21 protein-coding genes are annotated in these 19,268 nt (G+C 61.1%); 7 read left to right on the forward strand and 14 right to left on the reverse strand.

All coding sequences use genetic code 11. The features are described from left to right. Positions 1-70 precede the first annotated feature (70 nt). On the forward strand, positions 71-808 hold the full coding sequence (ubiG, locus tag VDQ28_RS06220) for a bifunctional 2-polyprenyl-6-hydroxyphenol methylase/3-demethylubiquinol 3-O-methyltransferase UbiG (protein ID WP_323035106.1): 738 nt from the start codon (positions 71-73) through the stop codon (positions 806-808). Here the strand turns inward: ubiG and VDQ28_RS06225 are convergent. The 4 genes from VDQ28_RS06225 to VDQ28_RS06240 form a co-directional block, all read right to left on the reverse strand. Further along, on the reverse strand, positions 798-1,400 hold the full coding sequence (locus VDQ28_RS06225) for an HD family hydrolase (protein WP_323035107.1): 603 nt from the start codon (positions 1,398-1,400) through the stop codon (positions 798-800). The two genes, ubiG and VDQ28_RS06225, sit on opposite strands and share 11 nt — an antisense overlap. A 100-nt stretch (positions 1,401-1,500) precedes the next feature. Next, positions 1,501-2,022, reverse strand: a complete 522-nt coding sequence (locus VDQ28_RS06230; protein ID WP_323035108.1) for a hypothetical protein — start codon at positions 2,020-2,022, stop codon at positions 1,501-1,503. A 211-nt stretch (positions 2,023-2,233) separates the two neighbouring features. Continuing rightward, positions 2,234-2,758 carry a protein-export chaperone SecB gene (gene secB / locus VDQ28_RS06235; protein WP_323035109.1) on the reverse strand — a complete coding sequence of 175 codons (525 nt, stop codon included), beginning with the start codon at positions 2,756-2,758 and terminating at the stop codon, positions 2,234-2,236. 58 nt (positions 2,759-2,816) lie between these two features. Beyond that, on the reverse strand, positions 2,817-3,275 hold the full coding sequence (locus VDQ28_RS06240; protein ID WP_323035110.1) for an FxsA family protein: 459 nt from the start codon (positions 3,273-3,275) through the stop codon (positions 2,817-2,819). Between the two features lie 105 nt (positions 3,276-3,380). Between VDQ28_RS06240 and VDQ28_RS06245 the strand changes: the two genes are divergently transcribed. Continuing rightward, a complete protein-coding gene (locus VDQ28_RS06245; RefSeq protein WP_323035111.1) occupies positions 3,381-4,040 on the forward strand; it encodes a Tim44/TimA family putative adaptor protein in 660 nt (219 codons plus the stop codon). 36 nt (positions 4,041-4,076) lie between these two features. Next, a complete protein-coding gene (locus VDQ28_RS06250) occupies positions 4,077-4,700 on the forward strand; it encodes a Smr/MutS family protein (RefSeq protein ID WP_323035112.1) in 624 nt (207 codons plus the stop codon). Between the two features lies 1 nt (position 4,701). On the opposite strand, the gene VDQ28_RS06255 is transcribed toward VDQ28_RS06250, so the two are convergent. Beyond that, complete coding sequence (locus VDQ28_RS06255; protein WP_323035113.1) at positions 4,702-5,925, reverse strand: alpha/beta hydrolase; 1,224 nt, start codon at positions 5,923-5,925, stop codon at positions 4,702-4,704. A gap of 52 nt (positions 5,926-5,977) precedes the next feature. On the opposite strand from VDQ28_RS06255, the gene ilvA reads away from it, so the two are divergent. After that, positions 5,978-7,225 carry a threonine ammonia-lyase IlvA gene (ilvA, locus tag VDQ28_RS06260; protein ID WP_323035114.1) on the forward strand — a complete coding sequence of 416 codons (1,248 nt, stop codon included), beginning with the start codon at positions 5,978-5,980 and terminating at the stop codon, positions 7,223-7,225. An 11-nt stretch (positions 7,226-7,236) separates the two neighbouring features. Here ilvA and VDQ28_RS06265 read toward each other — a convergent pair whose 3' ends face one another. Continuing rightward, the gene (locus VDQ28_RS06265; protein WP_323035115.1) at positions 7,237-7,563 is read right to left on the reverse strand and encodes an Hpt domain-containing protein; all 327 of its coding nucleotides are present in this window, start codon (positions 7,561-7,563) and stop codon (positions 7,237-7,239) included. A 189-nt stretch (positions 7,564-7,752) separates the two neighbouring features. Between VDQ28_RS06265 and VDQ28_RS06270 the strand changes: the two genes are divergently transcribed. Further along, the gene (locus VDQ28_RS06270) at positions 7,753-9,003 is read left to right on the forward strand and encodes a fused response regulator/phosphatase (protein ID WP_323035116.1); all 1,251 of its coding nucleotides are present in this window, start codon (positions 7,753-7,755) and stop codon (positions 9,001-9,003) included. Between the two features lie 79 nt (positions 9,004-9,082). Here the strand turns inward: VDQ28_RS06270 and VDQ28_RS06275 are convergent, their stop codons facing one another. The 7 genes from VDQ28_RS06275 to VDQ28_RS06305 all read right to left on the reverse strand — a co-directional run bounded on the left by VDQ28_RS06275 (position 9,083) and on the right by VDQ28_RS06305 (position 17,655). After that, complete coding sequence (locus VDQ28_RS06275; RefSeq protein ID WP_323035117.1) at positions 9,083-9,859, reverse strand: ion transporter; 777 nt, start codon at positions 9,857-9,859, stop codon at positions 9,083-9,085. A gap of 15 nt (positions 9,860-9,874) precedes the next feature. After that, on the reverse strand, positions 9,875-11,092 hold the full coding sequence (locus VDQ28_RS06280) for a class I SAM-dependent RNA methyltransferase (RefSeq protein WP_323035118.1): 1,218 nt from the start codon (positions 11,090-11,092) through the stop codon (positions 9,875-9,877). Positions 11,093-11,195: 103 nt separating this feature from the next. Continuing rightward, a complete protein-coding gene (locus tag VDQ28_RS06285; protein WP_323035119.1) occupies positions 11,196-13,037 on the reverse strand; it encodes an ABC transporter ATP-binding protein in 1,842 nt (613 codons plus the stop codon). Continuing rightward, on the reverse strand, positions 13,034-14,878 hold the full coding sequence (locus VDQ28_RS06290) for an ABC transporter ATP-binding protein (protein ID WP_323035120.1): 1,845 nt from the start codon (positions 14,876-14,878) through the stop codon (positions 13,034-13,036). The genes VDQ28_RS06285 and VDQ28_RS06290 overlap by 4 nt, the downstream gene beginning before the upstream one ends. A 47-nt stretch (positions 14,879-14,925) precedes the next feature. After that, on the reverse strand, positions 14,926-16,083 hold the full coding sequence (locus VDQ28_RS06295; RefSeq protein WP_323035121.1) for a CCA tRNA nucleotidyltransferase: 1,158 nt from the start codon (positions 16,081-16,083) through the stop codon (positions 14,926-14,928). After that, entirely contained in the window at positions 16,080-16,676 is a 597-nt protein-coding gene (locus VDQ28_RS06300; protein ID WP_323035122.1) for a CoA pyrophosphatase, read from the reverse strand. Before VDQ28_RS06300 ends, VDQ28_RS06295 begins: the two co-directional genes overlap by 4 nt. After that, a complete protein-coding gene (locus VDQ28_RS06305) occupies positions 16,663-17,655 on the reverse strand; it encodes an Hsp33 family molecular chaperone HslO (RefSeq protein WP_323035123.1) in 993 nt (330 codons plus the stop codon). Before VDQ28_RS06305 ends, VDQ28_RS06300 begins: the two co-directional genes overlap by 14 nt. Positions 17,656-17,760: 105 nt before the next feature. Here VDQ28_RS06305 and VDQ28_RS06310 point away from each other — a divergent pair, with 105 nt between their 5' ends. Then, entirely contained in the window at positions 17,761-18,207 is a 447-nt protein-coding gene (locus VDQ28_RS06310; protein ID WP_323035124.1) for an NUDIX hydrolase, read from the forward strand. Then, positions 18,195-18,692: a L,D-transpeptidase family protein gene (locus VDQ28_RS06315; RefSeq protein WP_323035125.1), complete on the forward strand. Its 498-nt coding sequence runs from the start codon at positions 18,195-18,197 to the stop codon at positions 18,690-18,692. The genes VDQ28_RS06310 and VDQ28_RS06315 overlap by 13 nt, the downstream gene beginning before the upstream one ends. On the opposite strand, the gene VDQ28_RS06320 is transcribed toward VDQ28_RS06315, so the two are convergent. Next, positions 18,689-19,216, reverse strand: a complete 528-nt coding sequence (locus VDQ28_RS06320) for a CAP domain-containing protein (protein WP_323035126.1) — start codon at positions 19,214-19,216, stop codon at positions 18,689-18,691. The genes VDQ28_RS06315 and VDQ28_RS06320 overlap by 4 nt on opposite strands. Between the last annotated feature and the right edge of the window lie 52 nt (positions 19,217-19,268).

Raw genomic sequence — 19,268 nt, forward strand, 5'->3', positions numbered from 1 at the left:
CTCGGTCTATATACCTCCCGTGAACCCTATTCCACGGGAAGCCGGGACAAAACGCAAGCCGGAGCGCAGGATGAGTACGACAACAATTGACCCCGCCGAAGTCGCCAAGTTCGAGGCGATGGCCGCCGAATGGTGGAATCCGCACGGCAAGTTCAAACCGCTGCACATGCTCAACCCCTGCCGGCTGGACTATATCACCAGCCAGATCGCCGCCGAATTCGGGCGCGACCTGACGAAACCGCGGCCGTTTGACGGGCTGCGCCTGCTGGATATCGGCTGCGGGGGCGGGCTGTTGGCGGAACCGATGGCGCGATTGGGGGCCGAGGTTGTCGGCGCGGATGCGGCGGCCGGGAATATCCCGGTGGCGCAACTGCATGCCGAGCAATCCGGGCTGAAGATCGACTATCGCCACACCACCGCCGAGGATCTGGCCACGGCGGGTGAGCAATTCGATGTGGTGCTGAATATGGAAGTGGTCGAGCATGTCGCCGATCCGCTGGCCTATCTGACGGCGTGTCACGACTTGTTGAAGCCGGGCGGGTTGATGGTCTGCTCGACGATCAACCGGAACCCGAAAAGCTATGCCGTGGCGATTGTCGGCGCCGAAGTTGTCATGCGTTGGCTGCCGCGCGGTACGCATGAATGGCGCAAATTCATCACGCCGGATGAGTTGTATGATCTGCTGCGAACGGCCGGGCTGGATCCGGTGGATCGCAAGGGCATGGTGTTCAATCCGGTGTTCTGGAGCTGGTCGCTGTCCGAGCGTGACCTGTCGGTGAATTACGTCACCACATCAATCAGGCGCTGACGGCGTCGATTTCCGCGGTCAATTGAGTATGCCGGGCGATGAACTCGGCGCGGACCTCGGCGGGCATCCGGGGCGAGATGCGCAATGCCTTGGCTTCGACAGACGGTTTGCCGAAGTATTTATCGGCCTCGGCGGGCGTGAACCCGGCGATCTGCGTGGCCTCCAACCACGCGCTGACCGTATCGGCCCGCTTGATGAGCGTCTTGATCGCCTTTGGCAAAACCGCCGGAAGCCCGAACCGGATGTGGATCGCCGCCGTCAGCCGTTGGTCCAGTGCGCCGTAATCCGGCCCGACGGCGGCTTTGACCGGCGAAATCATGTCGCCGATCACATATTCGGGCGCATCATGCAGCAGGGCGGCCAATCGCCATTTCGGCCCGATGGAGGGCTCCAATCGGCCCACCAACCCCTCGACCAGCAGCGAATGCTCGGCGACGGAATAGGGCCAGTCGCCGGTCGTTTGCCCATTCCAACGGGCGACAAACGCCAGCCCATGCGCAATATCCTCCAATTCGATATCAACCGGAGTCGGATCGAGCAGATCGAGGCGACGCCCTGAAAGCATCCGTTGCCAAGCGCGCGCCTGTTTCATGGGGATATCCACCGTTGAGAAGACCGGAGCAGTCGATACCCAATCCTCTTGCCCCGGTAAAGCCATTGATCGCGGGGCCAACACCAGGAGCGCCAACGGATCAGCCCAGGACAGGCAGGACCAGCAGGACAAAGACCGCCATCAAGACGCCACCCACGACAACCACCGCGCCGCGGGACAGGATGTTTCTGCGCCGGGAGATTTGGGGCGCGGCGTCGGGCGCATCAATCACAGGCTCTGGCGTTGGGTCGCTGTCATCCATCCAGGCTTGGGCGGAAAGGATGGAATAGCGCGCCTCCTCAACTGTCTGGGTTGCATCGTCGTCCAGGGCGCCGCGATAGCCGGAACCATAGGGGGTTCGCACGGCTTTGTTGGTCCCCAAATCGCGAACAACATGCATCAAGCCATCAATATTGATGGCAGAAACGGTGCCATCCTTAGCCCGCGCCACGGCGTCTTCGACCTGCGTTATGGCGGCGGCGTTCTCCGGTTCCGGGGTCTGGAGTGTGTCCGCCGTCGCACTGCTCTTGCGTCGCCGCGAGGTGCGCAGATTCGGCCATTTCCCCATGAGTGTTGCCCGCCGCGCAGGTGGTTTTGGCACAGAATTCGGATTGCGCAGCAACCCGACCCTTGCCTGCCGCTCAAGCCGTTGACGGCGGCGCGTTGCCGCACAGTCCGAGCGATCAATGGCAACACTATCAGACACGTTCACAACCCACTCTCGCCTGAAATCAAGCCTCAGACTGCCAGAAAGGTGTTAACAACTTCTTCGCATCGCCAAAATAGCAAACGGCCGGACCAAAGGCCCGGCCATTGCACCTGTTTCTGATCGCTCAGGACGCGGGCGCAGCCCCTTTTTCCGCTTGCTGCTGGCGCATGGCCAATTGCTGACGATACATCGCCATGAAATCAATCATGTCGAGGTTCAGCGGCGGGAATCCACCATCGCGGGTCATGTCGCTGATGATCCGGCGCGCGAAGGGGAAAACAATTCGCGGGCACTCAATCAACAGGAACGGATGCATCTGATCCTGTGGCACCCCGTCGATCATGAAGATCGCGCCGTATTCCAACTCTGCCAGATACAGCGTCGCGCCGGTCTCTTTGTTCTTGGATTCGACGCGGTATTTGCTGATCACTTCATAGTGATTCTCCGCGCCTTCCTTCTTTTTCGCATCAAGGCTCACCTGAACCTGAATGTCGGGCTGGGTGGTTGGCAGCTTGCCATCGCCCCGCACGACTGCGTTCTCAAATGACAGATCGCGCACGAACTGCGCCAATACCTGAAACTTCACCTGCGGCGCTTCGCTGGGTTGCGCACCGTTCTTCGGCGCGGCCCCGTTGCCATTCTCGGCCATGGAATTCTCCTGATTGTCTTGTGTCCTGGTGCGGTTCTAACAGGTGCGTCCAACCGCCTCAATGCCCACGAGAATCGTCGATGCGATGATCAGGGTCGGCGGGGTCACGGCGCGGCTCACGCACCTCGAACTCGCCCTCGATAATGTCGTCGCGCTGATAAACCTGCCCCGTCGCCACCGTCGCCCGCACGCTGATGCCCCGGATCAAGGCGCGTTGCAGCGGCGGAATCAACAACAGCAGACCAATCGTATCGGTCAGAAATCCCGGCAGGATCAGCAGCAAACCCGCGACGACCCGAAACGCGCCCTGTGCCAGGAACGTGCCCGCATCCACCCTCATCCCGCCTTGCATCATGGCGACCGCGCGCGCCTTCTGGCCGCGCAAAATCGTGATCCCCAGCAGGGCACCCAGGATAATAATCGCCAGCGTCGTGACGACGCCCAATTGCGAACCGATCAAAATAAACAGCGCAATTTCGATCAACGGAAGGGCGACAAAGAGCAGCAGAACGGGCAAGGGCGAGATTCCTCGGTGGTGATGTGGTAGACTTGCGGGCTTGTGCACCCTACATAAGCATCGAACGCTTGAAACCAAGCCTGAGATTTCCCCTCGAGGACACTTATGGACTCCGCCGTGATACAATTACTCGTTTTGGCCGGCATTGCGGTCTTTCTGATCCTGAAGCTGCGCAATGCGCTGGGCACGCGGGATGGCTATGAACGCCCGCCCGTGCCGTCGTCTGGTTCCGGCCCGACCCCGCGACAGGGGTTTGAGGTGATTCAAGGGGGCGAAGACCATGATATCACCGATCATGTGCCCGCAAACTCTGAGTCGGCCAAGGCCCTGGCAGAGATGAAGCGCATTGAACCCAACTTCAATGTCAGTGAGTTTCTGGGCGGCGCGCGCGGTGCTTATGAAATGATCCTGATGGGGTTCGAAAACGGCGAGCTTGACGATCTGGTGCCGTTCCTGTCGCGCGATGTCTTTGAAAGCTTCGATGAAGTCGTGCAGCTGCGCGAGCGTGAAGGTCTGAGCGTCGAGGCGAATTTTGTCGGGTTGCGCGAATTGTCGCTGACCGAGGCGACGCTTGACCCAAATACCCGCGAGGCCCAAATCACGATTCGCTTTGTCGGTGAGCTGACCTCGGTGATCCGCGACCGCGCGGGCGCGATTGTCGAAGGCGACGCCAATACGATCAAGCAGCAGCGCGATATCTGGACATTCGCCCGCGTGATGGGGTCCGACAACCCCAACTGGCGCTTGGTCGGAACCGAAGACTAACCGTGTTGAGCCGGGGATGAGGCAAGGAGATCACGAATGCCTCGTCGCCGGCTGACAGAAGAGGAACGCGAGCTTTGGCTTCGCGTCGCGCGCACTGCAACACGGCTGCAGCCCTCGCCGGACCCACGGGCCGATACCCGCACCAGCCCGGTTCCCGATCCGCAGGCCAAAGCCCCGACACCTGCCGCGAGACCCGTGGCGCCCTTGCCGCAGAGCTTTGTCAGGCCCAGCGCGACAAAACCCATTGCACCGCGTATCCGCGTCGACCTTGCAAAACCCGTCGGCGAGCATCTGGCGCAACAGCCAGTGCGCATGGATCGTGGGCTGCACAAGACCATGATGCGCGGCAAGCTGGAACCCGAGGCCCGGATCGATCTGCACGGCATGACCGTCGCGCAAGCACACAGCGCCTTGCAAGGATTCATCCTGTCGGCCCACGCGCGCGGAGTGCGGTTGGTCCTGGTGATCACCGGAAAAGGCCGCACCAAGGGCCGTGATCATGTCGCACCCATGCCCTCGCGTGCCGGGGTCCTGAAACACGAAGTGCCGCAGTGGTTGCGAATGGCGCCGCTGTCCGCCGTGGTCATGGAATTGCGCGAATCGCACCGCAGCCACGGCGGTACGGGCGCGTATTATGTATATCTGCGCAAGCGACGCTGATTTATTCGGTCGTGGTCGCAGCGCTGGCCGAGCCGGGGCGCAACCACCACGGAATGACGCGACGCGCGCCCGAGTCCGTCAAAGGCTGCAAGATGATCTGCGTGCTGTTTTGCAACGTCAAAATCGTCGCGGGCAGCAGGGGCAAGGACCCGGACGCCTCATCGGACAGAGCGGTATTCACCGACTGCATCTGATCCAGCAAACCAATCAACGCCGGCGATGATCCCACCGTGAAATGCCCGCCACCCCTGCTGAACGCGCTGACGTCCAGCAAGGTGACATTCAGCCCCTCGACCGGCGTCGCATCGGGGATATTCCCCAACCGGGCTGTCTCTCCGGTCAACCGCGCCGACAAGGTCAGAACCCGGTCCCGTTGCGAGGTGATGATCACGAATGGTTCGGGCAGAGTGCCAATCGCCTCGACCTGCTGGCGGAACAATTGCACGTCCACATCGGGCGAAATCAGGAAAACGCCACCGATTGACGCCATCGTCGGATCATGGGTCAGGGCCATCTGCCGCAGCGCCTCCATCACCAGATGCGAGCCCATCGAATGCGCCATCACAATGATCCGGCGCGGACCGGCTGCGCGAACTTGCTGCAACATCTGAATCAAGCCGTCGCGCGCAAACAACGCGCTGTCGCGATCATGCGCATAGGCCAAGGGTGCGCCCAAGGAGGGCCACGAATAATGCATCAAGACGCCCGGTATGCGCAGGTCATTGGCGAATTGTGCGGTTCGGTAAACGCCCTCGATGAAGGCAGTGTTGAAGCCATGCACAAAGATCACCGCCTCGCGTTCGGCGGCGGGCAGTTGCGCAAGATTGGCCCGTACGGCGCCTTGAAACTGCAACTCGCTCAGAACTTCGGCACTGGCCAGCATGAAATGCTCTTCGGGCAGCGCGGGGCTGTGCTCTCGCGGGCGTGGAACCTCGCCCAATTCGCGATTTGGCGGGATCGAAACGGTGTAGCGGCCATAGGACACGTCGAAGGAACGCTCCCAGCCCGGCACGGGTTGATTCGGGTCAGGCGAGCGCGTCGTTGCCACCAACACAGGGCGCAAAATGGCACCCGGAGCCGGTGGACCCTGCACGAAATCCACTTGCTCACGCACGGCGCAGGCCGTCAGAATCGTCAAGAAGAAGAACAATGCGAGGCGCATGACGGTTTCCAGTCGGCAATTTCCATCGTAATACACCAGCATTGCCGCCAACGTCAGGGGCATGATCATCACATGCGCGACTTTTCCCCGACCTCACGCCGCGCCAAGGGGCTTCATGCAAGACATCATTCAATCTGCCCGAACCGCCACGCTGGAACTGCGCGCGCTCTTTGAGCCGACGCCCTTGCAGCGCAATGAGCACCTCTCTGCACGCTATGACGCCGACATCTGGCTCAAGCGCGAAGATCTGTCACCGGTGCGTTCCTACAAGATTCGCGGCGCGTTCAATGCCATGCGCAAAGTGCTTCTTGAGAAGCCGGACCAAGAGACCTTTGTCTGTGCCAGTGCCGGCAATCACGCCCAGGGTGTTGCGTTCGCCTGTCGCCATTTCGGGCGGCGCGGCGTCATCTTCATGCCGGTCACGACGCCACGACAAAAGATCGACAAAACGCAGATGTTCGGCGGCGAATCGATCGAAATCCGCCTGGTTGGTGACTATTTCGATCATTCCTTGGCCGCCGCGCAGGCGTTTTGTGACAAGGTCGGCGGTCACTTCTTGTCGCCTTTCGACGATGACGACGTGATCGAAGGACAATCGAGTGTCGCCGTCGAGATCCTGGACCAACTGGGAAAAGCGCCCGATATGATTGTCCTGCCGGTCGGCGGCGGTGGCCTGGCGGCCGGCGTTTGTGCGTATTTCGCGCAGCTCGGTGCGCACACGGAATTCCGGTTCGTCGAACCGGTCGGCGGGCCCAGCCTGACAGCCGCACTGACCGCCGGTGAGCCGGTGACCTTGTCGCGCGTCGACAGCTTTGTCGACGGGGCGGCCGTGGCGCGAATCGGTGCGCGCCCGTTTCAGGCGCTCGCGGATATCGATGTGAACGCCGTGTATTTGGCCCCCGAAGACCGTATCTGCGTGACGATCCTCGAGATGTTGAACGTCGAAGGCATTGTCCTCGAACCTGCGGGCGCGCTGTCCATCGACGTGCTTGTCGATCTCGCCGATGACATTCGCGGCAAAACCGTTGTCTGCCTGACCTCAGGCGGCAATTTCGATTTCGAGCGCCTGCCGGAAGTCAAGGAACGTGCCCTGCGGTTTTCCGGGCAAAAGAAATACTTCATCCTGCGCTTGCCGCAACGTCCCGGTGCCTTGCGTGATTTTCTGGAGCTGCTGGGTCCTGACGATGACATCGCGCGCTTCGAGTATCTGAAAAAATCGGCCCGGAATTTCGGTTCGGTCCTGATTGGCATCGAAACCCTGTCGTCAGCCAATTTTGACGCACTTTTCAAGCGTATGCGCGAGGCGGGGTTCAACTATCGCGATATCACCGGTGATGAAGCCCTGGAGAGCTTTCTGGTATAACCTGCGCGCACTTACGCCGCACGTTGCTGCAACCCCGCCTGAAACTCCTGCAGCGAGGTTTTATAGCATGTGGCAACAGCCGCCAGATCGATCGCCTCGATCTGGCCTTTCTCCGCTTGGAGTTCGCCATCACTGCACAGCGCTGCAAATTGCGTAAAGCCCAGGTTCAACGCAGCCCCTTTGAGGAAGTGCAATCCCGCCGCCAAGCTGTCTGGCGACGCGCAAGTCCCAAGCTTGGCGACACCTTCTTCCACTTCTTCCAGAAAAACCGTAACGACCTCATCGAACCCGTCGGCCATATCGTCTTTCAGCTCTTCCACATGCGACCAGTCGATCATCCTTGCCTCCGATGGCTTGTCTCTCCATGATCCTACGCAACCCTTAAGCGAATGTTATCTTGAAAAACTGAATGAAAACAATTCGCGATTTTATGTTTTCTTAAGGCGCAGCAGCGAAACACTGGAAAGGTGTTCAATTAAAGGTGCTGCGTGCCGTTTCCCGTGTCCCCCTCTGTTCCTGAATTGCCAATGATTGATCCGACCACGATTGATCAGGCGATTCGTCACGTTTTGGTTGTCGATGATTCCCGCGCGCAGCGTATGCTTGTCACTGCAGGGCTGCGAAGCTGGGGATTCACCGTGCATCAGGCAGCGTCCGGCGCCGAGGCGCTGGACCTGTGCAGCAAGATCGAGATCGATTTGATCCTGTCGGACTGGATGATGCCCGGCATGACCGGGATTGAGTTTTGTCGGCTTTTGCGACAGCAGCACACGGATCGCTACGTCTATTTCATTTTGCTGACCTCCAAATCAGACAAAGCCGCCGTTGCCGAAGGGTTGGAGGTTGGGGCCGATGATTTCCTGGCCAAACCGGTCGATAGCGGCGAATTGCGCGCCCGGATCAAGGCCGGTGAACGGGTCCTGGCAATGGAGCGGATGCTGCGCGGCAACAACGCGTTGCTCACCGAAACCTTCGTCAAACTCCGTCAGCTTTATGACTCGCTCGACCGCGATCTGGTGGATGCCCGAAAACTTCAACAATCGCTGATCCGTGAGCGGCATCACCGGTATCCGGAAGGGGCGATCAGCTTGATCCTGCATCCATCGGGTCATGTTGGTGGCGATATGGTCGGTTTCTTCGAGATCACGCCGGATCTGACCGGGTTTTATGCCTTCGACGTCAGTGGCCATGGGGTAACCTCGGCGCTGATGACGGCGCGTCTGTCCGGGCTTTTGTCGGGGTCATCGTCTGATCAGAATATCGCGATTGCGCGTGGGCCTGATGGGCAAACGGGCCGCCCCCCGGCAGAGGTCGCCGCAACCATGAACCGGGTGATGTTGTCCGAAATCCAGACGGATCGCTATGTCACACTCGCCTATGCCGAATTGAACCGCGCAACAGGACATGTCCGCATGGTTCAGGCCGGGCATCCGCACCCGGTCGTTCAATACGCCGATGGCAGCAGCAAATTGCTGGGCGAAGGGGGGCTTCCCGTCGGGCTGTTCGATGGCGCCGAGTACACGGAATTTCAAACCTGTCTGAAACCGGGCGAGCGCCTGTTGCTGGTGTCTGACGGCGTCACCGAATGTCCGGACCCTGCGGGCGAAGAACTGGGGCATGAAGGGCTGGAGCGCATGCTGCAACACCTGTCACCGTTGCGCGGAAATTCGCTCCTGGATGCTTTGATGTGGGAGCTCGCACGATGGCATGCCTCCGAGGAGTTTCCAGATGATATCAGCTGCGCGCTTTTTGAATATGACGGCCCACGCGCATCGTGACACACCCCGCATCGCAGCCAGGGTCAGGCGCATGGTCGCAATCGCGCTTTCGGGTATTGCGGGAACCAGAGCATCGGCCCTAGTCCCGCTTTGCTGCAAGCTTTTCCTCGATGGCCCGCAGCCGCGCGATGACTTCGTCACGGTAGACATCCGTGCGCGCATCCGATTCCTGCCCATGGGCTTCTTGCATCGAATTCACAATCAAACCGACCAACAGGTTCACCACGGCAAAGGTTGTCACCATGATGAACGGGATGAAGAACAACCACGCGCTGGGAAATTCCGCCATCACCGGGCGTACGATCCCCATCGACCAGCTCTCCAGCGTCATGATCTGAAACAAGGTATAGGCCGACGCACCCAGACTGCCGAACCATTCGGGGAAAGCCTCGGCAAAGAGCTTGGTCGCCATGACCGCGCCGATATAGAAAATCATCGCCATCAGCAAAAACACCGAGCCCATGCCCGGCACGGCACGCACGAACCCCTCGACCACACGCCGGAGCGCCGGCGCAACCGAGACCACCCGCAGCAACCGGAGGATCCGCAGCGCACGCAAGACACCAAAGCTATGCGCCCCGGGGACCAAGGCGATGCCGACAATCGTCAGGTCGAAAAGGTTCCAGCCGGATCTGAAAAACCCACCGCGTTGCGCATAGATTTTCAGGGAAAGCTCCAGGACGAACACCGCAAGGCAGGCGGTATCGAGCGCGATGATCACCGCGCCAGCCGTTGCCATCACGCCTGGCGATGTCTCGAGACCCAGGATCAGCGCGTTGAACACGATGACGCCCAGAATGCCATATCGGACACTGGGCAAAGCCAGGAAATTTGTTACTCGGTCGCGCAGTGTCATATTGGCCCTCGATTTTCAGCCGATATGGGCGTGCGTAAACCTCGCGGCAAGCTCTACATGCGCGGACCAGCGAAATTGATCGACAACTTGCACCCAATCCAGACGATAACCGGCCTGCACCAACGCCCGCGCATCGCGTGCAAACGTCACGGGGTTGCAAGAGACGGCGGCAATCACGGGCACTTTGGCGCGGATGATCTCGGCGATCTGCGCCTCGGCTCCGGCGCGTGGCGGGTCGATCACGACGGCGTCGAATTTCGCCAGCTCGTCCGGCAGCAAGGGGCGACGAAACAGGTCGCGGATTTCCGTGGTCACGCGTTTGAGCCCCGGCGCCATTCGCCAGCCAAGATCAAGCGAGTCCAGCATAGCGCCCAGGCCCTCAACGGCGAGAACCTCGGCGGTTTCGGCCAAGGGCAAGGAAAACGTCCCGCAGCCCGCGAATAAATCGACGACATGGCGCGCGTCACCAACCGCCTCTTTGACGGCCGCCTGCAACGCGGCCTCGCCTTGTGGCGTCGCTTGCAAAAACGCGCCGGCGGGTGGCGAAACCAGCGCGCGACCCATGCGAAGTGTCGGGGGTTCTTGCTGCAACAAGACCTCGCCGTCCCACGCCAATCGCGCCAAACCGTGCCGCCCCGCGATCTGCGGCAACGCCATGCGCAAAGCCGTATCCAGCGGTTTGCCGCCGGTCACCGAAACCTCGACCCCTTGGGTGAAGGCGGTGATGGTCAGCTTCATCTCGCCGTTGCGTGAGCCCCCCTCGATCACCATGTCCTCGAGCGCCGGGATCACCGCCAACAACGCCGGGTCCAGCACTTGGCAGGCGGGAATTGCCGTGACCGTGTCCGAGGCGCGGGCGTGGAATCCGACCAACGCCCCGGATTTCAACCGCCGCCCCGCCAAGGTCGCGCGACGGCGACTGTTGGGCGGCGAGGTCAGGATCGGACGCAGCGGAGCCTCCAACCCTTGTGCAGACAGGGCTTGGCGCACCACATCTTGTTTCCAATCGGCCACAAAACCATCAGAGGCGTGCAGCAACGCACAGCCACCGCAGGCTTTGTAATGCCGACACGGCGCGCTGACCCGGTGCACCGAGGGTGTCAAGATTTTCGGCTGAGGGATGCGCCCCGCGTTGATAGCGCCGTCGATTTCCTCGCCGGGCAGCGTCCGCGGCACCGTGATCCCGTCGACGACCCCTTCGGCGCGCAGGGTCAGGCGCTCAATGATCATCATGGCCGCGCAACCGCTGGTGAAAAGGCATAGCCTTCGGGCGACAGGATCGTCGCCTCGCGCAAGCCGTGGGGTTTGTCGGCGGCCTCTATCGTTTCCAGATCCATCACGCGTTTTGGTCCTCGTCTTCGTCAACACCCAGAAACCCGCCGGATTGCCGTGACCAGAACCGCGCATAGCGACCATTCAGCGCCAGCAGGTCTTCGTGCGAGCCTTCTTCGACGATGTGACCCGCGTCAAGCACGATGATCCGGTCCATGCGGGCAATGGTGGACAGGCGGTGCGCAATCGCCAGCACGGTTTTGCCGGCCATAACGCGCTCCAACGCCTTTTGAACCTGCGCTTCAACCTCGGAATCAAGCGCCGAGGTTGCCTCATCCAACACCAGAATCGGCGCATCCTTCAGAAAGGCGCGCGCCAGCGCAACCCTTTGACGTTGCCCGCCCGACAGCCGAACACCGCGTTCGCCCAGATGTGCATCATAGCCCGTGCGGCCCATGGTATCGCGCAATCCAAGCAGGAAATCATGCGCCTCGGCCGCCTTTGCCGCGGCAAAAAGCGCGTCGTCGCTGGCGTCGGGGCGGCCATAGCGAATGTTGTCGCGTGCCGAGCGATTGAACATCGCGGTGTCTTGCGTGACCATACCGATTTGCCGCCTCAGGCTTTCCTGGGTCACAGTTCGCACATCAATGCCGTCGATCAGAACCGCGCCTTTTTCGGTGTCATAGAGCCGCAACAGCAACGCAACCAGTGTGGTTTTCCCGGCCCCCGACGCGCCGACAATGCCGATGCGCTCGCCCGCTTTGATCGTCAAATTGAGATGCTCGACACCGCCGGCCTGCCGCCCATAGGCGAAATCGACGTTGTCGAACGTGATCTCACCACGCACCGGGGGCAGTTCGGTCGCCGTGTCGCTGTCGGTCAGCGCGTGCGCAACGGTCAGCGTGCGCATACCATCCTCAACCTCGCCGACATTGGCATAGATCGCCATCAGCGTGAAACTGACCCAGCCAGTCATTTGCGCCAACCGGATCGACACCGTGCCCGCCGCGACAATCGCCCCGGTCGAGGCCTCGCCCAAGGTCCAAAGCCACAATGTGCCGCCGACCAGAGCCACCGGCAGGATCCCCGCGATCAACACCAAGACCGCACGGAACGTCGCCGAGACACGCCCGAAGGACAGCACTTTCTCGCGAAAGGTTTTCATCGCTTCCAGAGCGTTCCGGTCTTCGTGCCGCGCGTGGGCAAACAGCTTGACCGTGCGGATGTTGGTGATCGTATCCACCACCTGCCCCGTCACCATCGTCCGTGCCCCGGCCCGCGCGCCCGAGCGTTTGCGGATATGCGGCATGAACAGCTTGATCACGAGCAGATAAAACACCGCCCAGGCAAACAGGACGGCACCGAGCCGCCAGTCGATCAACCCCACCAAAGTTGCCGATCCGATCAGGGTGGACAGCGCGAAGGCCACGGTGTTGATCGACTCGCTGACCACCTCGGTCAGGGCGCGTGCCGTCTGGATCTGCTTTTGCGCGATACGGCCCGCGAAATCATTGTCGAAAAACCGGATATCATGGCCCATTGTCCAGCGGTTCAGGCGCGACAGGACCAAGGGGTCTACGTTTGGCGCAACGGTCAAAAAGTTCGAGGCCGAACCAAGGCCAAAGGCAAACGGCCGAACCACCATGAAAAAGCCCGCGAACAGCAGGAGCATGAGCCAGTTCTGCGCAAAAAATGTCTCTGTATTCCCCGAAACCGCGGCGTCGATGACAAGGCCCATGATCAGCGCCGACAACACCTCGGTCGCGCCGGCAAAGGCGGAAATGATGGTCGCAATCGTGATCCCCGGCCATGCCCCCGACAGCGCCCAGCGCAGAAATGCGCCCAGCGTGCGCGGTGGCGGCCCGTCGGCGGCCATGAACGGGTTGATCAGCGTCGAAAGCCTCATTCTGCGACCTCATCCGTGCCAATGAAACCGCCCGATTGCCGCGCCCAGAACCGCGCATAGAGGCCATTCAGCGCCAGCAAATCGGCATGCGTGCCCTGCTCGACAATCCGCCCATCATCGAGCACCACGATCCGGTCCATGCGCGCGATGGTGGACAGACGGTGCGCGATGGCGATCACGGTCTTGCCCTCCATCACGCCATACAGCGTGTCCTGGATCTGGGCCTCTACCTCGGAATCCAGCGCGCTGGTTGCCTCGTCGAGCACCAGAATCGGCGCGTCTTTCAGGATCACGCGGGCAATCGCGATGCGTTGCCGCTGGCCACCCGACAGCTTGACGCCCCGCTCACCGACGCGCGCGTCATAGCCAGTGTTCCCCTCGGCATCCGACAGGCTCAGGATGAACTCATGCGCCTCGGCCCGTTTGGCGGCGTCGATCATCTCGGCCTCGGTCGCGTCGGCGCGGCCATAGAGGATATTTTCGCGCACCGAGCGATGCAGCAGCGCGGTGTCCTGTTGCACCATGCCGATCTGCGCGCGCAGACTGTCTTGCGCGACCTGCGTGATGTCCTGCCCGTCGATCTGGATGCGCCCGCCCTCGGGGTCATAAAACCGCAAAAGCAGCTTGACGAGGGTCGATTTCCCGGCCCCCGAACGCCCGATCACACCGATTTTTTCGCCCGGCGCAATGCTCATCGTCACCGATTGCAACCCGCCCGAACCACGCCCGTAATGATGGCTCAGGTCGATCAGATCGACGCGGCCGTCGCGAAAGTCCAAAGGTTTGGCACTTGGCGCATCAACCAGTGTGATCGGTTGGGCGATGGTTTCCATCCCCTCGGCCACGACGCCAAGGTTGCGAAAGAACGAGCTGACCGCCCACATGAACCAGCCGGTCATTGCGTTCAGCCGCAACACGATCGACGAGGCCGCAACCACGATACCCAGCGTCGCGTTGCCCATGGACCACAGGTAGATCGCCCAACCCACGACCGCGACGATTAGGAATCCGTTCAGAAACACCAGCGTCAGATCCATCGTCGTGAACAGTCGCATTTCGCGCTGAAATGTCACCCGCGCATGTTCAATCGTCTCGCGGGCATAGTCGTTTTCCAGATCGTCCTGCGCAAACAGTTTGACCGAATGAATGTTGGTATAGGCATCCACCACGCGGCCCGTCACGGCGCTGCGGGCATCCGAGGCCGCCTTCGAGGCCGTGCCCATGTGCCGGATCGTCCAGCGCACGAGTTGACCATAAAGCACAAGCCAGATCAGAAGTGGCAGCACCAAACGCGGGTCAGCGCCGAACAACAGCACCCCGGCGCCGATGGCATAGGCGGTGGCATAGCTGAGCGCGTCGAACACCTGATAGATCGCCTCGCCCGCCGCAGGTGGGGTCTGCATGATCCGGTTGGCGATGCGCCCGGCGAAGTCATTCTCGAACCAGCCCACCGACTGCCGCAACACATGGCGATGCGCGCGCCAGCGGATCAGAGTGCCAAAATTGGGCAGGATGGTGTTGTTGATCAGCGCCGTACTGACGCCCTGCAAGACGGGTCGGATGGCCAGCAAGAAAATCGCGGCCAGCGCCATTTCCAGCCCGTAGAGCGACCAAAACGCGGCCATGTCTGTGTTTTCCAGCACATCCACAAGGCGGCCCAGATACCAGATCAGGCCGATCTCGACGAAAGCCGTGATGATCGAGAATACGCCGGTGATGACCAGGACCTTGCGGAACGGTTGCAGGTATCCTTTCAGGAACGGCCACAGCCGTTGCGGCGGCACGTCATGCTCGGCGTAACTGGCGTAGGGATTCACCAGGTTTTCGAAATATCTATACACGCGACCAATCCTCAACCTGTGCAAGCAAACTAGGTCGCTTCACCCGATTAGGCCAGACCCAGCACCACAAGAAGTGCGTTGCGATCCGGGGCGAAATCTTGGGCCAGCCAATGCGCCTCGGCCCGTTTCAAGGCCGCACCAAGGTCGGCACCTGACAGATGTGGCATCAGGTCCTTGGCCTTGAGCGGAAATATGGCTTTGGCGCCGCGGTGAATGTCATCGCGCCAACCGGCCGCGGGTGGTGCCTCGAACAAGGCGGCGCGGGCCAGAACAGCATCAGCCGCCCGGAGTTCGCCCAACAGATAGCCAAGCGCTGCCGGGGCGCTGACCTCGCCCAAAACGTCTCTAACGTTGCAAAAATGCGCTGATTCCGCCTTGGACATACGCAGGATTTCGGTGGGATCTGCGCCGCCCAGAACCAGCAACCGCCGCAACCAACCGCCTGGCTTGCCCTCTTCCAGATGCACCAGAACCGCGAGGGCGGCGGCTTGGGCACCGGGCAGGATATGCGCCATCACCCCGGCCTGAACCATCGCGGCGACGGCGGGCGCAGGGTCGGTTGCCGCCAGGAGTTTGCGCAGTTCCGCCGTGATACGTTCTTGCGAAAGCGTCTCTAACATGGCGGAATGTTCGGCGCAGGCGGCCAAGGCGTCGGCATCCAACCCCTGCTCGGGGTCGCCATATTGCGCGTGAAACCGAAAGAACCGCAGGATGCGCAGGGAATCCTCGGCGATCCGATCATGGGCATCTCCGACAAATCGGACGCGCCGCGCTTTCAGGTCATCCAGACCGCCGAGCGGATCGACCAGAGAGCCATCGGCCTGCACATAGAGCGCGTTCATGGTGAAATCACGGCGCGCGGCGTCCTGCTTCAGCGACGCGCCAAACGAGACGCGTGCATGACGTCCAAAAGTCTCGTCATCACGACGAAAGCTGGTGACCTCGAACCCTTCACCGCCTGAAACAACTGTGACCGTGCCATGCGCGATGCCAGTCGGCACGGCACGCAAACCCGCGTTTTCGGCAAGTTTAGTGACTGTTTCAGGCAAGGCATCGGTCGCGATATCGACATCCGCGACCGGCACACCCAGCAGCGCGTTGCGCACACAACCGCCAACCGCCAGCGCGTGATACCCGGCCTCGGACAACAGGTGCAGAACCGCCTGCGTGTTCGGATTGTCCAGCCAGGCGCCGCCGATCTTCATTCAACCCGCACCGCCAAGGCGTGCAGCATTCGCGCGGTTGCGCCCCAGATGTAATACGGGCCCCAAGGGACGGTGTAAAAGGACCGCCAGGTGCCAAGCCAAAGCCGCTGCTGAACCGAGTAATTCTCGGGCCGCAGCAGGTGATCGAGCGGCACAAAGAAGGCCTCATCGACTTCGCCGGTTTCGACAATCGGTGAAAACCGCGCGGAGATATGCCCAAGGATCGGAGTCACGGCGAATCCGGTGACGGTTTCGTGGATCGGCATGGCGCCCAAAACCGTGACCAACGCCGGGTCCAGCCCCACTTCCTCTTGCGCCTCACGCAAGGCGGCGCCCGTCACGTCGGTGTCAGTCTCCTCGACCTTGCCGCCGGGAAAGGCGATCTGGCCCGGATGGTGTTTCAGACCAGACGCCCGTTTGGTCAGCAAAACCGACAGGCCCTGCGGCCGTTCGATCAGGGGCACCAAGACCCCGGCCGCCCGCAGGGGGCGTTTCTCGTGCCGATACTCCGGGTTCAGGTCAAAGTCGCTCGACTCTGACCCGGATTGGGCCAGCGCGCGCCGAATACGATCTAATGGATCAGTCGTCCCCATCCGATTTTGCCTCGAAACCCACACTGTCTGCGGCCAAAACATAGTGTGCACCGCAGAATTGGCAATCGGCGGTGACAACCCCTTCGGGTGTCGTCATGTGGCCGATGTCTTTCGCCGAATAGATCGACAGGCTTTGGCGCACCTTGTCCTCGGAGCAGGTGCAGCCGAATTCCAGCGGCTGCGATTCGAAAACGCGCGGCTGTTCCTCGCTGAACAATCGCACCAGAAGGTCGGTCGGCTGAACGACCGGTCCGATCAATTCAAGTTGTTCGACCGTATCCAGCAATATATTGACCCGGTTCCAGTTTTCCGCAGCGTCGCCATCGACCAGATCGCCGGCCGCCAGCAGACCATCCTCACCGGAACCGCCATCTTTGGCGTGCGGCGAGGCTTTGGGCATGTGCTGCAACATCACGCCACCCGCGCGCCATTTTTCCGACTGGCCGGGCAAGGTGGAGCGCCCGGCAGCAATGGCAAAGCGCGTTGGCAGTTGCTCGGATTGCGCAAAATACGTCTCGGCACAGGCGGACAGTGAGCCGCCAGAGATCGGCGTAATGCCCTGATACGGCGTCATATCGGCGCCTTGGTCGATGATGATCGCGAAATACCCCTGGCCAATCTGGCTGAAGGGGTCCGAGGCGGGGTCCAGCCGTTCGGCATCAAAACTCGCATAAGCGCGGATGCGGGCGGGTTCACCCTCGGCTGCGGGGGCGAAATAGTCGGTCGCAATCAGCCGCGCCGGGCCAGAGCCGCGCACCTGCAAGGACAACCGCCAGCGCAGTTTCAGCGTCTGGCCGATCATCGCGGTCAGCAAAACGGCCTCGGCAACCAAGGCTTCGATTTGCGCTGGATAGTTGTGCTGGCCCAGCACAGTCTCCAACACACCGTCGATTCGGGCGAGGCGACCACGGATATCCGCGTGGTCCAATTGAAAGGGCAGGACGGTATCGTCCCAGGCGATTTGCGCACCGAGGGTCATGGTAACCTTCACATCAAGGGCTTGGCTTTGAGGTCCTCATATAGGAATGCAATCCTCCGGGCCAAGGGGCAAAGCTGATTCGGGCCCGAATCGAAAGGAACTGCGATGATCCCGCGCTATGGCTCACCACCCAAATCAGGCCGCCACTATCGCCGGCGGCCTGGGGTTTACGCGATTCTGTGGCGCCACGGACGGGTATTGCTGACCCATCAGACCGACCCGAGGCCCGAGCTTCAATTGCCGGGCGGCGGCATTGATCCGGGCGAATCACCCCTGCAAGCCCTGCACCGCGAGGTGATGGAGGAAACCGGTTGGCGCATTGCAAAGCCGCGCCGGCTGGGGGCTTTTCGCCGGTTTACCTACATGCCGGAATATAACCTCTGGGCGGAAAAGCTTTGTTCGGTGTATATGGCGCTACCGGTGCGGCGTGTCGCGGCACCAACCGAACCCGGCCATTCTGCGCAGTGGCTGAAGCCTGAAGCCGCTGCTGACCTGTTGGGAAACCCCGGTGATGCTGCCTTTTTACGAGGAGTTATCCGATGGTTGCGCTAGTCACGCGCCGGGTTGCAGTCCTGATGTTGCTGGCCGCATGTAGCCGTGCGCCGCGTTTTCTGGACTATAACGGCCCCGAGATCACCGAGATTCGTGTTTACAAGGGCGCGCGCCGGATGGAGCTGTGGCATCACGACCAGATGCTGCACGAGTATGTGATTGGCCTGGGGCAAAACCCCGTCGGCCACAAGGTGTATGAAGGCGATAGCCGCACGCCTGAGGGGCGCTATGTCATTGATCGGCGCAATCCGCAGAGCACGTATCATCTGTCGCTGGGGATCTCGTATCCCAACGCAGAAGACACCGCGCGCGCCGAGGCTTTGGGCCTGAGCCCGGGCGGTGACATCTTCATCCATGGTCAAGGGCGCGGCAATCGTTGGCGGTCCGGCGACTGGAGCGTTGGCTGCATCACCGTCACCGACCGCGAGATCGAAGATATTTATTCAATGATCAATATCGGCACAGAAATCGTTCTGTACCCTTAGACCTGCGCCGAAACTCCGGTGGTCAAGACCCACCACAATCTGCCGGTGGGTTCCTGAAACCAGGAAAAGCCGATTTCGCGGGCGCGTGGATCGAGGATGATCGCCCGCGTATCGCGGCGATCCAGCCAGGCCGTCAGCGTTTCCAGCTCGGTTTCATAGGTCTCTGACAGCGTTTCACCCAGAAAAGACCCGCGATAACCCACGCGATTCACCCGGTCGATGGGCGAGGATCCGTCCGATCCAAAATGCCACTGCCGCCCCTGAATCGACATGTCACGGGCATGGGTCGCGGCGGCCGAGGTCAGTTCGATGCTCAATTCCACAGGTGCCAGACCGGTTTGCGCGCGCACCGTGTTGATCGCATCGCGCATCCGCGCCTGAATCCGGGGAACATCCTGCTCGGAGATCCGGTAGACCACCGGAACCGGCCGACCATTCGCCCCCAAGCGCATCGCGGTTCCGGGTGCCGAGCAAGCTGTTACCGCTGCAAGCGCGATCAATGCGGGATAAACGGGACTGGGCATGGCATTCCTGTCAATGGGGTGCTTCAATCCCTTAGACAAAATGTTGAGAAAG

It is taken from the genome of Pararhodobacter sp. (assembly GCF_034676545.1).
Classification (GTDB): Bacteria; Pseudomonadota; Alphaproteobacteria; order Rhodobacterales; family Rhodobacteraceae; genus Pararhodobacter.

What these genes read in the sequence shown, in the direction of transcription:
- ubiG (WP_323035106.1), top strand. Translation starts at nt 71, where the DNA reads ATGAGTACGACAACAATTGACCCCGCCGAAGTCGCCAAGTTCGAGGCG.
- VDQ28_RS06225 (WP_323035107.1), bottom strand. Translation starts at nt 1,400, where the DNA reads ATGAAACAGGCGCGCGCTTGGCAACGGATGCTTTCAGGGCGTCGCCTC.
- secB (WP_323035109.1), bottom strand. Translation starts at nt 2,758, where the DNA reads ATGGCCGAGAATGGCAACGGGGCCGCGCCGAAGAACGGTGCGCAACCC.
- VDQ28_RS06245 (WP_323035111.1), top strand. Translation starts at nt 3,381, where the DNA reads ATGGACTCCGCCGTGATACAATTACTCGTTTTGGCCGGCATTGCGGTC.
- VDQ28_RS06250 (WP_323035112.1), top strand. Translation starts at nt 4,077, where the DNA reads ATGCCTCGTCGCCGGCTGACAGAAGAGGAACGCGAGCTTTGGCTTCGC.
- VDQ28_RS06255 (WP_323035113.1), bottom strand. Translation starts at nt 5,925, where the DNA reads ATGCCCCTGACGTTGGCGGCAATGCTGGTGTATTACGATGGAAATTGC.
- ilvA (WP_323035114.1), top strand. Translation starts at nt 5,978, where the DNA reads ATGCAAGACATCATTCAATCTGCCCGAACCGCCACGCTGGAACTGCGC.
- VDQ28_RS06265 (WP_323035115.1), bottom strand. Translation starts at nt 7,563, where the DNA reads ATGATCGACTGGTCGCATGTGGAAGAGCTGAAAGACGATATGGCCGAC.
- VDQ28_RS06270 (WP_323035116.1), top strand. Translation starts at nt 7,753, where the DNA reads ATGATTGATCCGACCACGATTGATCAGGCGATTCGTCACGTTTTGGTT.
- VDQ28_RS06275 (WP_323035117.1), bottom strand. Translation starts at nt 9,859, where the DNA reads ATGACACTGCGCGACCGAGTAACAAATTTCCTGGCTTTGCCCAGTGTC.
- VDQ28_RS06280 (WP_323035118.1), bottom strand. Translation starts at nt 11,092, where the DNA reads ATGATGATCATTGAGCGCCTGACCCTGCGCGCCGAAGGGGTCGTCGAC.
- VDQ28_RS06285 (WP_323035119.1), bottom strand. Translation starts at nt 13,037, where the DNA reads ATGAGGCTTTCGACGCTGATCAACCCGTTCATGGCCGCCGACGGGCCG.
- VDQ28_RS06295 (WP_323035121.1), bottom strand. Translation starts at nt 16,083, where the DNA reads ATGAAGATCGGCGGCGCCTGGCTGGACAATCCGAACACGCAGGCGGTT.
- VDQ28_RS06300 (WP_323035122.1), bottom strand. Translation starts at nt 16,676, where the DNA reads ATGGGGACGACTGATCCATTAGATCGTATTCGGCGCGCGCTGGCCCAA.
- VDQ28_RS06305 (WP_323035123.1), bottom strand. Translation starts at nt 17,655, where the DNA reads ATGACCCTCGGTGCGCAAATCGCCTGGGACGATACCGTCCTGCCCTTT.
- VDQ28_RS06310 (WP_323035124.1), top strand. Translation starts at nt 17,761, where the DNA reads ATGATCCCGCGCTATGGCTCACCACCCAAATCAGGCCGCCACTATCGC.
- VDQ28_RS06315 (WP_323035125.1), top strand. Translation starts at nt 18,195, where the DNA reads ATGGTTGCGCTAGTCACGCGCCGGGTTGCAGTCCTGATGTTGCTGGCC.
- VDQ28_RS06320 (WP_323035126.1), bottom strand. Translation starts at nt 19,216, where the DNA reads ATGCCCAGTCCCGTTTATCCCGCATTGATCGCGCTTGCAGCGGTAACA.